The organism is Mesorhizobium sp. M0815 (assembly GCF_040319995.1).
GTDB lineage: Bacteria > Pseudomonadota > Alphaproteobacteria > Rhizobiales > Rhizobiaceae > Mesorhizobium.
On sequence record NZ_JAMYOU010000002.1, the window covers coordinates 191,210 to 203,302 of the forward strand.

Consider the following 12,093-nt stretch of genomic DNA (forward strand, 5'->3'; position numbering starts at 1 on the left):
GCCTCAATTGCTTATTCAGTTGCCGCGGCCTTGACCGAGTCGGCATAAAACACCTGACGCGCGTGCAGGCGTTCGCGATAGCGCTGCTGGCTGGCACCGAGATGCGCGCGCATCGCCTCCCGTGCCGCCTCGGCATCGCCTGCCGAGATGGCATTAAGGATCATCAGGTGTTCGCGCTGCAGGCCGCGCTGGTAGGCGTCGGACTGCGCGAATTCGGTCGACCAGGGCGAGGTCACATCGCAAGGGATGGCGCGCCGGCCGAGCACATCGAGCATCTCGACATAGAACGGATTGTTGGTGGCGCTGGCGATTGCGCGGTGGAAGGCGAGGTCGGCCGGTCCCGTCGGCTCGCTGTTGAGGAGCAGCCGTTCGAACTCGAAGAAGGCTTCCTGGATCGCCGCTTCCTGTGCGGCGTTATGGCGGAGGGCGGCGAGCCCGGCGGATTCGATCTCGATCGCCAACCTGACTTCGAGCACGTTGAGGGCAATTGAATCCTTGCTGCCCATCTCCGCTGCCAGAGCCCCGAACGCTGTCGAGATATGCTCGGTGACAAAGACGCCGGCGCCTTGGCGCGGCTCGACCAGGCCGTCCGCGGCAAGCTTGGCCAGCGCCTCGCGTATCACGGTGCGGCTGACCCCGAAGGTTTCAGTCAACTGGCCCTCGGTCGGCAGCTTTTGCCCAGGCTGGATCTCGCCCGCCTGCAACTGCTTGCGGATCGCGGCGACGACGGTTTCCGAAAGCTTCGGTCTTCGTTCGACGCGGAGCCCGACTGCGGTGTCCGATGCCATGTCGCAACCCCTATTTGAAGACGCTCGGCAGCCATAGCGAAATGGCTGGAATGTAAGTGACGAGCGCCAGCACCACGAGGCCTGCGCCATAGAACGGCCAGATCGAGCGCATCGATTCCCAGACGGATATCTTGCCCACTGCGCACGCCACGAACTGCACTGCGCCCACCGGCGGCGTGTTCAGCCCGATGCCGAAATTGAGGATCATGATGACGCCGAAATGCACCGGATCGACGCCGTAGGCCTGCGCCACAGGCAGGAAGATCGGCGTGCAAATGATGATCGTCGGCCCCATGTCCATGAACGTGCCGAGGAACAGCATCAAGAGGTTGAGCAGCAGAAGCACGACCAGCGGATCGTCCGAGATCGCGTTCATGGAGGCTATCAGCGCTGCCGGTACTTTCAGGAAGGCCATCAGCCACGAGAATGCCGCCGCCATGCCGATGATAAGCAGCACCATGGCCGTGGTGCGCACGGCGCCATGGGTGGCATGAACGAACCCTTCCCAGGTCATCTGCCGGTAAACGAAGACGGTCACGAGCAGCGCATAGATGACGGCGATACAGGAACTCTCGGTGGCCGTGAAGACGCCCGATCGTACGCCGCCGAAGATGATCGCGATCAGCAGCAGGCCGGGCACCGCGACGGCGAAAAGATGCGCGACCGCGGTGAAGCCCGGAAACGGCTCGGTCGGATAGCCGCGGGAGCGCGCCACGAAATAAGCGGTGACCATCAGTGACAGGGCCAGCAGCAGGCCCGGGATGATGCCGGCCGTGAACAGATCGGCGATGGAGATCTTTCCGCCTGCCGAGATCGCGTAGATGATCATGTTGTGCGACGGCGGCAGCAGCAGCGCGATCAGCGCCGCCATCGACGTGACGTTGACGGCGTAGTCCGCTCCATATCCACGCGCCTTCATCTGCGGGATCATCAGGCCGCCCACCGCGGCTGCCTCCGCCACCGCGGAGCCCGAAATGCCGCCGAATAGTGTAGCGGTCGCGATGTTGACCTGCCCGAGGCCGCCGCGCAAATGGCCGACGAGCGAGCCGGCGAAGGCAACGATCTTGCTGGCGATGCCGCCGCGCACCATCAAGTCGCCGGCGTAGATGAAAAACGGAATGGCCAGCAGCGAAAAGACGCTCATGCCGGAATTCAGGCGCTGGAAGACGATCAGCGGCGGCAGGCCCATATAGAGGACGGTGGCCAGGCTTGCGACGCCGAGGCAGAAAGCGATCGGCGTGCCGATAAGCATCAGCAGGGTGAAGACGCCGAAGAGAATCCACAGTTCCATGGCGTCAGACCTTCACGTTGGCGGTGTCGAGTTCGGCTGCGACTTCGGCCGGCGGCAATTCATCGAGGGCATCGTCGATCGGCGCGCCGGAGAGGCGAAGCACGATGCGCTCCAGCGTGAAGAGCACGATGAGCGCGCCTCCCGCGACAAGCGGGACATAGTCCCAGCCCCCCGATATGCCGAGTGACGGCAAGACAGAGCCCCAGGTCAATGCGACCAGCTGGCTGCCATACCAGATCATGCCGATGCCGAAGGCGAGCGCGACGAGGTCCGAAATCATCCGCAGCCAGCGCTTGCCGCCTTTTGGCAGCACGTAGAGCAGGACGTCGAAGCCGAGATGATAGTTCTCGCGCACGCCGACGGCAGCGCCGAGGAAAATGAACCAGCTCATCAGCATCACCGAGCCCGGCTCGGTCCAGCTCGGCGAACGATTCAGAACATAGCGGCCGAACACTTGCCAGGCGACGAAGGCGGTCATCAGCACCAGCCCGATGCCGGCGATCGACAGCGCCGCCGTGCTGACGCGCGACATCACTTGCGCGACGCCGGACAGGAGCGGTCTTGGTTTTAGGCTGGAAGTCACCGGTTTTCTCCGCAAGAGGACGGCGGCGCGGGATGTCCGCGCCGCCGCTTGATCACTGCACGGCCTTGATGGCTTCGACCATGGCCTTCAGCTTGTCGTCCTTGACGTGCTTCTCGTAGACCGGGCCCATCGCGTCGATGAAGGGCTGCTTATCCGGCGTCGTGATCTGCGAACCGGCCGCCTCGACCTTGGCGCGCGATTCCTTGACCTTGGCGGTCCACAGCTCGCGCTGCTTGGCGACGCTCTCCTTGGCGGCCGCTTTGAAGATCGCCTGGTCTTCCGGCGTCAGCTTGTCCCAGCTCGACTTCGCCATGACGAAGGCTTCCGGCACCATCGTGTGCTCGTCGAGCGAATAGTATTTGGCGACTTCCGCGTGCTTGGCGGTGTCGTAGCTCGGAAAATTGTTCTCCGCACCGTCGATCACCCCGGTCTCGATCGCCGAATACACCTCGCCATACGGCATCGGCGTCGCGTTGGCGCCGAGTGCCGCCACCATATCGACGAAGATGTCGGACTGGATGACGCGGAACTTCATGCCGGCCATGTCGGCTACAGTGTTGATCGGCTTCTTCGAATTGTAGAAGGAGCGCGAGCCGCCATCGTAAAAGGCGAGCAGCACCAGCCCGACCTGGTCGAACGCCGCCGCGATCTGGTCGCCGATCGCCCCGTCCATGACCTTGTGCATATGGTCTTCCGAACGGAAGATGTAGGGCAGCGAGGGTACGGTGGTCTCCGGGATGAGCCCGTTGAACGGCGCCATCGAGACGCGGTTGAGATCGATCACGCCGGTGCGCACCTGCTCGATCGTGTCCTTTTCCTCGCCGAGTTGCGCGGAAGGATAGAGTTCGACCACATAGCGGCCGGCCGTGCGCTCTTTCACGAGCTCGCCGAAATATTTGACCGCCTCGACCGTCGGATAGCCGTCCGGGTGTGTGTCAGACGAGCGCAGGACCGTCTGGGCGCTTGCCGTTCCGGCCAGCAGTGCGGCGGCAAGTAGCGTAGCTCCCGCCCGTCTTGAAAAATGCAGCATTGGTTTCCTCCCGTTTGAACGATGGCGGCAAGCGCCGTTAGAGCCGGTACGCCTTTTTCGCGAGCGTATAGGCAAGTTCCTGCGCCAGCTCGTGCGCCTCGTCCTCGCCGAGCCGATGCTCGGCGACGAGACGCGCCAGATATGCGCAATCGACCCGGCGCGCCACATCATGGCGGGCCGGTATGGATGGAAAGGCGCGGGTGTCGTCGTTGAAACCGACGGTGTTGTAGAAACCGGCCGTTTCGGTGGTCATCTCGCGGAACCGGCGCATGCCTTCGGGGCTGTCGTGGAACCACCAGGCCGGCCCGAGCTTCAATGCCGGGTAGACACCGGCGAGCGGCGCCAGCTCGCGCGCATAGCTGGTCTCGTCGAGGGTGAACAGGATGATGGTGAGATCGCGCTCCAGCCCGACACAGTCGAGCAGCGGCTTCAACGCCGTCACATAATCGGTTCGAGTCGGGATATCGAAGCCTTTGTCCCTGCCGAACTTCTGAAAGACAGCCGGCGAATGATTGCGCCAGGAGCCGGGATGGATTTGCAGGACCAGCCCGTCGTCACGGCTCATCTTGGCCATCTCGGTCAGCATCTGGGCGCGAAACAGCTTTCGCTCGCGCTCGTCGTTCGAGCCCCGGCGGATGCGGTTGAACAGCTCCTCGGCGGCGGCATCCGAGAGATTGGCGGTTTCGGCCGTCGGATGGCCGTGATCGGAGGAAGTCGCGCCAAAGCTCTTGAAGAAGGCGCGCCGCTGGCGATGCGCATCGAGATAGCCGGCCCAATTGCCGGTGTCGCAGCCGGTGATCTCGCCAAGCCGGTCGAGATTGGCCGAAAAGCCTTCGAAGTCGGGATCGACGATCGCATCCGGCCGATAGGCGGTGACGACGCGGCCGTCCCAGCCGCTGTCGCGGATCATCTGGTGCCATCTGAGATCGTCGAGCGCGCCTTCGGTCGTCGCGATGACCTCAATGTTGAAGCGCTCGAACAGCGCTCGCGGGCGAAAATTCTCCCACTGCAGCAGCGTCGCGATCGTGTCGTAGTGGCGGTCGGCCGTCTTGGCATTCAGCGGCTCGTCGATGCCGAACAGATGGGCAAGCACATGGTCGAACCACAGCCGGGTCGGCGTGCCGCGGAACAGGTAATAATGCTCGGCGAAGCGCCGCCAGATCGTTCTGCCGTCGGTTTCCACCGGCGAACCGTCAAGTGTCGGCACGCCAAGCTCCTCAAGCCGAACGCCCTGGCTGAACAGCATGCGGAAAATGTAGTGGTCCGGTACGATCAGCAACTGCGCCGGATCGGGAAACGCCTCGTTGAGCGCATACCAGCGGGGATCGGTGTGGCCGTGCGGGCTGACGATCGGCAGGTCCTTGACCGCGGCGTAGAGATCGCGGGCCAGCGAACGCGGGCGCGCCTCGGCGGCAAACAGCAAGTCCGGATCCGTCAATGCGGCCACGTAAATCCTCCCAATCCGGACATCGGTAGGGTTGGAAAGAAATAATGTCAACATACAAAAAATGGGTTGTTGTATGATGACTTTTCGTCGGCCATTGCCCATTGTGCGTGACGGCAACGGGTGTTACGCCGCCTGCCAACAGTGACCCAGCAACCTCGATCAGACACGCCGCGCAATGACCAATAGACGCCTTTCCAACAGCACGCTGAAGGCACTGCCGGCTTCGGTCGCGGTTCCCCGCTACGACCGCGGCGCTATTGCGCCAGGCATCGTCCATCTCGGCGTCGGCGCGTTCCACCGCGCCCACCAGGCGGCCTATGTCGACGACTGTCTGGCGGCTGGAGAGACAGGCTGGGGCATTGTCGGCGTGTCCTTGCGCAGTCCAGACACGCGCGACGCACTGGCGCCGCAGGATGGCCTCTACACACTGGCGATCAGGAGCAGCGTCGAAGAAGAGCTGCGCGTCGTCGGTTCGATCCTGTCGCTGCTGGTGGCGCCGGAAGATCCGGCTGCGGTGCTCGCCGCTCTGACCGATCCGCTCACCCGTATCGTCACGCTGACGATCACCGAAAAGGCCTATCTGAGGGCAGCCGGCGGCGGACTGGACAATACCCACCCCGACATCGTCCATGATCTGGCTAACCCGCAAATGCCACGAACGGCGCATGGTTTCCTGACGGAGGCGCTGTCGCGCCGCCGTGCCACCGGCATCCAGCCTTTCACCGTGCTCTGCTGCGACAACCTTCCGGCCAATGGCGCCACGCTGCACCGCCTGCTGGTCGAATTCGCCGCACTGCGCGATGCCAGGCTCGCCACTTCAGGCGATGCCAGGCTCGCCGCACACATCGCCGACGGCGTCGCCTTTCCGTCGAGCATGGTCGACCGCATCGTGCCGGCGACCACCGATGCCGACCGGGCGCGTATCGCCGTCGAGCTCGGCGTCGAGGATGCCTGGCCGGTGATGACCGAGCCGTTCTGCCAATGGGTGGTCGAGGACGACTTTCCGGCGGGCAGGCCGGCCTGGGAAAAGTTCGGCGTCACCATGGTCGGCGACGTCGGGCCGTTCGAGGACATGAAGCTGCGGCTGCTCAACGGCTCGCATTCGGCAATCGCCTATCTCGGCCTGCTCAGCGGCTACGACACGGTCGACCGCGCCTTTGCCGATCCGGCGATCCGGCAATTCGTCGACGGCTTGTGGGCCGAGGCGATCCCGACGCTGCCGCCGGACGCCGGGCTCGATACGGCCGGCTACACGGCCCAGCTCGCCGAACGTTACTCGAACACGGCGCTGGCCCATCGCACGGCGCAGATCGCCAATGACGGCAGCCAGAAACTGCCACAGCGCATCGTCGCCTCGGCCGTCGAGCGGCTGAGTGCCGGTGATCCCCCAGCCCATCTGATGCTGGTGGTGGCCGCCTGGATCGCCGCTTGCGAGGCGCGCGGCAAGACCTTGCCCGAAGCCCATTTCACCGACCCGATCGACACTCGGCTTACGGCGCTCGGCAGCCGGCCGGCTGATGAAGCTGTGACAGCGATGTTCGATCTCGCCGGCTTCGCCAGGGACCATTCCCAGCGCATGACACTGATTGATCTGACGACAGCCCATCTCGAGCGCCTGCGGCGGGGCGGGCCTGCCGCTGCCTTGGCGGCGCTTGGCATAGGGAGTGAGAAGCCATGAGACAGACTTGGCGCTGGTTCGGGCCCGACGACCCGGTGACGCTTGCCCATGTCCGTCAGGCCGGCGCCGTCGGCATCGTCAGCGCGCTGCATCACCTCAATGACGGCCGCGCCTGGCCGGCGGACGAGATCGCCAGGCGCAAGGCAGAGATCGAGGCAGCAGGCCTGACCTGGGACGTGGTCGAGAGCATCGTCGTCCACGAGGACATCAAGACCCGCAGTGGCGACTGGCGCACCCTGATCGACAATTATAAGGCCTCGATCCGCGCCGTCGCTGCCGCCGGCATCAACACCATCTGCTATAATTTCATGGCGATCACCGACTGGACGCGCACCGACCTCGACTATCCGATGCCGCATGGCGGCACGGCGCTGCGCTTCGATGTCGTCGAGCTCTGCGCCTATGACGTCTTCATCCTCGAGCGAAAACGGGCGGAGGCCGATCACCCGCCGGCCCGTGTCGAGGCGGCGCGTGTGCGGCTGCAAGGCATGAGCGAAAGCGACAAGGCGAGACTGGAGCTCAACCTGATCGGCTGGGTGCCGGCGCGCGAATTCATCTTCGATCGAGCGAGCTTCCGCCGCGCCCTCGACCTCTACAAGGACGTCTCTACCGAAGGACTGCGCGAAAACCTGTTTGCCTTCCTGCGCGAGATCGTGCCGGTTGCCGAAGAGGCCGGCGTCAGGATGGCGATCCACCCCGACGATCCGCCTTTTTCGTTGTTCGGCCTGCCGCGCATCGTTTCCAAGGCAGCCGATGCCCGCGCGCTGCTCGACGCCGTCGCTTCGCCGGCTAACGGACTGACACTGTGTACCGGCTCCTACGGCGCGAGCGCGCAGAACGATCTGCCGGCAATGGCGAAGGCTTTCGCCGAGAACATCCATTTCGCCCATCTGCGCAATGTCACCAAGGAGCCCGACGGCTCCTTCCACGAAGCCGAGCACCTCGACGGCGACACCGACATGGTGGCGGTCGTGTCGGCGCTGATTGGCGAGGAGCGGCGGCGCAAGGCGGCAGGCAGGGCGGACTGGCAGATTCCGATGCGTCCGGACCATGGCCATGCCATTGTCGACGACATCGGCAAGAAGGTGAACCCCGGCTATTCCTGCATCGGCCGCCTGAAGGGCCTCGCCGAACTGCGCGGCGTCATGCGCGCCGTGGAAGCGCTGACGGTGTGAGCTATTTGCCTGACGGATCCAATACTTGCCGGGAAGAATAGTCGAGGCCTTTAGAATTCCAGAACAGCCGCACGGCCTTGCCGACCAGATTTTCACTGGGAATAAACCCGACGCTGAATCGGCTGTCGGAGGAATTGTCCCGATTGTCGCCAAGTGCAAAATAGTGGCCTGCGGGCACGATCCACGAGTTCGTGTTGTCCCCGATGGATGAATCTGTCAGGTTGAGAACGGTGTAGGACACGCCCTCTGGCAAAGTTTCACGTTGAAGTTTGACTGGATCGGGGAACTCTTCGGACGAAAAAGAGCCGATATCCTCGAGCCCCACCGCTACCTCGTTGATGTAAAGCATCCCGTCGATGATCTGGATCTTTTCGCCCGGAAAGCCGACGATCCGCTGGATGTAGTTCACGCTCGGATCGGGCGGGAACTTGAATGCCACCACATCTCCCCTTTTGGGTTCCGCGCCCAATAGGCGCCCGTCAAATGAGAGCACGTTGAAGGGCACGCTGTAGCGACTGTAGCCGTATGCGGATTTGGACACGAAGAGATAGTCGCCCTCCCGCAACGTCGGCGTCATGCTGCCAGACGAGATCGAAAACGATTGGAACACCAACGAGCGGATTACAAACGCAGCCACGATGGAGGCGTAAAACGCCAACACGAACACCGACACCCCTTGCGCATACCATTTGTCCGGCTTGAACCGATGCGCAAAGGGAACAACGAGCGTCGCCCACAGGATCATCAAGCCGATACCTGAAAAGTTGCCCGCCGCCGCAAGATCCATGCCCGGCACCACCGGAATTCCGATGTAGCAAAGCGCGATGCTGACAGCACTGATCACAAACAGGCTTATGACAGCCAGTTTGCCAGCGCCAATCCATAGAAATCCGCCAAACGGGCCGCCAAGGGCCGACACCAGGGCCGTCGACCATCTGGATCGCGAGACTGTTTCTTGTTGCACTGTTTGTTCTATCATCGGCCCCCCACGCCAAGGCAGCCTGACTGTTCACCAAATAAAAAAGCGAGGCAAGCCTCGCTTTCTCGACGCCGAACTGATCCTTCGCGTTAAGCCGGCAGGATGGCGCCTTCAAGCGTGGTGAGCTGGTTAAGGAACTGCTCGGCCTTGCTGCGGGCCTGGTCGTCCTTGGCGTCGGCGGCGTCTTCCCTCGCCTCCTGGATGCGGCGGGCAAGCTCGGCGCGGTCGATGTCGCCGACGGCCACAGCCGATTCCGCCAGCAGCGTGCAGCCGGCCGGAACGATGTCGGCAAAGCCGCCGAACACCACGTAGCGTTCTTCCTTGCCGGAAGCGGTCTTCAACGTGACGACGCCCGGCTTGATCGTGGTCATGACCGGTGCGTGATGCGCCATCACGGTCATTTCGCCCTCGGCGCCTGGGATGACGACGGATTCGACCTGCTCGGAAACCAAGAGGCGCTCCGGCGAGACCAGTTCGAACTTGAAAGCTTCAGGCATGATCAATTTAGCGAATAGGGAATAGTGAGTAGCGAGTAGTGAAGAAACTCGTCCGGCTCATAGACCCCTATTCGCTACTCCCTATTCGCTATTCGCTTTGGCTTACGCCGCTTCAGCCGCCAGGCGCTGTGCCTTCTCGACCGCTTCCTCGATGCCGCCGACCATGTAGAAGGCGGCCTCCGGCAGGTGGTCGTAATCGCCGTTGCAAAGGCCCTTGAAGCCCTTGATGGTGTCGGCGAGGTCGACCAACTTGCCCGGCGCGCCGGTGAACACTTCGGCGACGAAGAAGGGCTGCGACAGGAAGCGCTCGATCTTGCGGGCGCGGGCAACCGTCTGCTTGTCCTCTTCCGACAGCTCGTCCATGCCCAGGATGGCGATGATGTCCTGCAGCGACTTGTAACGCTGAAGGATCGACTGCACCTGGCGCGCGACCTGGTAGTGCTCCTCGCCGACAACCATCGGGTCGAGCATGCGCGAAGTCGAATCGAGCGGATCGACCGCCGGATAGATGCCCTTTTCCGAAATCGCGCGGTTGAGCACGGTCGTCGCGTCGAGGTGGGCGAATGAAGTCGCCGGTGCCGGGTCGGTCAAATCGTCGGCCGGCACATAGATCGCCTGCACCGAGGTGATCGAACCCTTGGTCGTCGTGGTGATACGCTCCTGCAGCGCGCCCATGTCGGTGGCCAGCGTCGGCTGGTAGCCCACGGCCGAAGGAATGCGGCCGAGCAGCGCCGACACTTCCGAGCCCGCCTGCGTGAAGCGGAAGATGTTGTCGACGAAGAACAGCACGTCCTGGCCCTGGTCGCGGAAGTATTCGGCAACCGTCAGGCCGGTCAGGCCTACGCGCGCGCGCGCGCCCGGCGGCTCGTTCATCTGGCCATAGACGAGCGCGGCCTTGGAGCCTTCGCCGCCGCCCTTCTTGTTGACGCCGGACTCGATGAACTCGTGATAGAGGTCGTTGCCTTCGCGGGTGCGCTCGCCGACGCCGGCGAACACCGAGAAGCCGCCATGCGCCTTGGCGACGTTGTTGATCAGTTCCTGGATCAGCACCGTCTTGCCGACGCCGGCGCCGCCGAACAGGCCGATCTTGCCGCCGCGGGCATAGGGGGCCAGCAGGTCGAGCACCTTGATGCCGGTGACCAGGATCTGCGCTTCCGTCGACTGCTCGACATAGGTCGGCGCCGGCTGGTGGATCGAGCGCATCTCGATGCCGTCGACCGGGCCTGCCTCGTCGACCGGCTCGCCGATGACGTTGATGATGCGACCGAGCATGCCAGGGCCGACCGGCACGGTGATCGGCGCGCCGGTGTCATAGACGTCCTGGCCGCGAACCAGACCTTCGGTGGAGTCCATGGCGATGCAGCGTACGGTGTTTTCGCCGAGATGCTGGGCCACTTCGAGCACCAGGCGATTGCCGACATTGATCGTCTCAATCGCGTTCAGGATCGCCGGCAGATGTTCGCCGAACTGCACGTCGACAACAGCGCCGATGACCTGGCGAACCTTGCCCGCCAAGCCGGTTTTCTTGATGGTAGCGGCCGGCGTATTCACGGCGGCGGCCTTGGTTGCTGCCGCCTTCTTGGCCGGAGCGGCCTTTGCTGCCGCCGGAGCCTTTGCTGGTGCCGCGGCCTTAGGGGCTGCCGTCTTCGGGGTCGCTGCTTTCGCCATCGTCTTTACCCTTTTCGTCTCTTTGTTTCTCACACGCTTGAGGTCGATGACCTCCTTGGGAGCGTGCCTAGAGCGCCTCGGCGCCCGAAATGATTTCGATCAATTCCTTGGTGATCTGCGCCTGCCGCTGGCGGTTGTAGGTGATCGACAATTTGTTGATCATGTCGCCGGCATTGCGCGTCGCATTGTCCATGGCGCTCATCTTGGCGCCCATCTCGCCGGCCGCATTCTCGAGCAGCGCGCGGAAGACCTGCACGGAGATGTTGCGCGGGATGAGATCGGAGAGGATTTCGCCCGGCTCCGGCTCGTATTCGTAGACAGCGCTGCCACCATCCTTCGCTTCAGCAGCATCCGAAACCACGCCCGCCGGGATAATTTGCTGCGCTGTCGGGATCTGGCTGATCACCGACTTGAACTGCGAATAGAACAGCGTGCAGATGTCGAAGCCGCCTTCGTTGAACAGGTGGATCACCTTCTTGGCGATGGCATCGGCATTGACGAAGCCCAGCGTCTTGACCTCGCGCAGATCGACACGCTCGATGATCAGCGCCCCGTAGTCGCGGCGCAATATGTCGAACCCCTTCTTGCCGACGCAGATGATCTTGACCTGCTTGCCGTCGGCCAGAAGCTTGCGGATGTGGTCACGGGCAAAGCGGGCGATCTGCGAATTGAAGCCACCGCACAGGCCGCGTTCGGCCGTGCAGACGACAAGCAGATGCACGTCGTCCTTGCCGGTGCCGGTCATCAGCGCCGGGGCATCGCCGCCGCCGCCGATCGCCTGGGTGATGTTGGCCAGCACCGCGCCCATGCGCTCCGAATAGGGACGCGCCGCTTCAGCCGCTTCCTGCGCGCGGCGCAGCTTCGCCGCGGCGACCATCTGCATCGCCTTGGTGATCTTCTGCGTCGCCTTGACCGAGGCGATACGGTTACGAAGGTCTTTTAACGAAGGCATGCTTC

11 protein-coding genes are annotated in these 12,093 nt (G+C 63.4%); 2 read left to right on the forward strand and 9 right to left on the reverse strand.

The features are described from left to right. Nucleotides 1–11: 11 nt before the first annotated feature. From NKI01_RS03590 to uxaC, 5 genes are all read right to left on the reverse strand, one after another. The gene (locus tag NKI01_RS03590) at nt 12–788 is read right to left on the reverse strand and encodes a FadR/GntR family transcriptional regulator (RefSeq protein WP_023719695.1); all 777 of its coding nucleotides are present in this window, start codon (nt 786–788) and stop codon (nt 12–14) included. Between the two features lie 10 nt (nt 789–798). Further along, complete coding sequence (locus NKI01_RS03595) at nt 799–2,079, reverse strand: TRAP transporter large permease (protein ID WP_023719696.1); 1,281 nt, start codon at nt 2,077–2,079, stop codon at nt 799–801. A 4-nt stretch (nt 2,080–2,083) separates the two neighbouring features. Beyond that, nucleotides 2,084–2,611: a TRAP transporter small permease gene (locus tag NKI01_RS03600; protein ID WP_023719697.1), complete on the reverse strand. Its 528-nt coding sequence runs from the start codon at nt 2,609–2,611 to the stop codon at nt 2,084–2,086. Between the two features lie 103 nt (nt 2,612–2,714). Beyond that, nucleotides 2,715–3,692, reverse strand: a complete 978-nt coding sequence (locus NKI01_RS03605; RefSeq protein WP_023719698.1) for a TRAP transporter substrate-binding protein — start codon at nt 3,690–3,692, stop codon at nt 2,715–2,717. Between the two features lie 37 nt (nt 3,693–3,729). Then, the gene (gene uxaC / locus NKI01_RS03610) at nt 3,730–5,139 is read right to left on the reverse strand and encodes a glucuronate isomerase (RefSeq protein ID WP_352908548.1); all 1,410 of its coding nucleotides are present in this window, start codon (nt 5,137–5,139) and stop codon (nt 3,730–3,732) included. A gap of 175 nt (nt 5,140–5,314) precedes the next feature. Here uxaC and NKI01_RS03615 point away from each other — a divergent pair, with 175 nt between their 5' ends. Both NKI01_RS03615 and uxuA read left to right on the forward strand, forming a co-directional pair. Then, on the forward strand, nt 5,315–6,817 hold the full coding sequence (locus tag NKI01_RS03615; RefSeq protein ID WP_023719700.1) for a mannitol dehydrogenase family protein: 1,503 nt from the start codon (nt 5,315–5,317) through the stop codon (nt 6,815–6,817). Further along, nucleotides 6,814–7,992, forward strand: a complete 1,179-nt coding sequence (gene uxuA, locus NKI01_RS03620; protein ID WP_352494127.1) for a mannonate dehydratase — start codon at nt 6,814–6,816, stop codon at nt 7,990–7,992. Before NKI01_RS03615 ends, uxuA begins: the two co-directional genes overlap by 4 nt. Before the next feature lies 1 nt (nt 7,993). Here the strand turns inward: uxuA and lepB are convergent, their stop codons facing one another. The 4 genes from lepB to NKI01_RS03640 form a co-directional block, all read right to left on the reverse strand. Next, nucleotides 7,994–8,971 (reverse strand): signal peptidase I, encoded by a 978-nt coding sequence (lepB, locus tag NKI01_RS03625; RefSeq protein WP_502896876.1) that lies wholly within the window; start codon nt 8,969–8,971, stop codon nt 7,994–7,996. Nucleotides 8,972–9,060: 89 nt separating this feature from the next. Beyond that, nucleotides 9,061–9,468, reverse strand: a complete 408-nt coding sequence (locus NKI01_RS03630) for a F0F1 ATP synthase subunit epsilon (protein WP_352856411.1) — start codon at nt 9,466–9,468, stop codon at nt 9,061–9,063. A gap of 102 nt (nt 9,469–9,570) precedes the next feature. Continuing rightward, the gene (gene atpD, locus NKI01_RS03635) at nt 9,571–11,136 is read right to left on the reverse strand and encodes a F0F1 ATP synthase subunit beta (protein ID WP_352494126.1); all 1,566 of its coding nucleotides are present in this window, start codon (nt 11,134–11,136) and stop codon (nt 9,571–9,573) included. 67 nt (nt 11,137–11,203) lie between these two features. Beyond that, nucleotides 11,204–12,088 (reverse strand): F0F1 ATP synthase subunit gamma, encoded by an 885-nt coding sequence (locus tag NKI01_RS03640; protein WP_023719705.1) that lies wholly within the window; start codon nt 12,086–12,088, stop codon nt 11,204–11,206. Nucleotides 12,089–12,093: the final 5 nt, after the last annotated feature.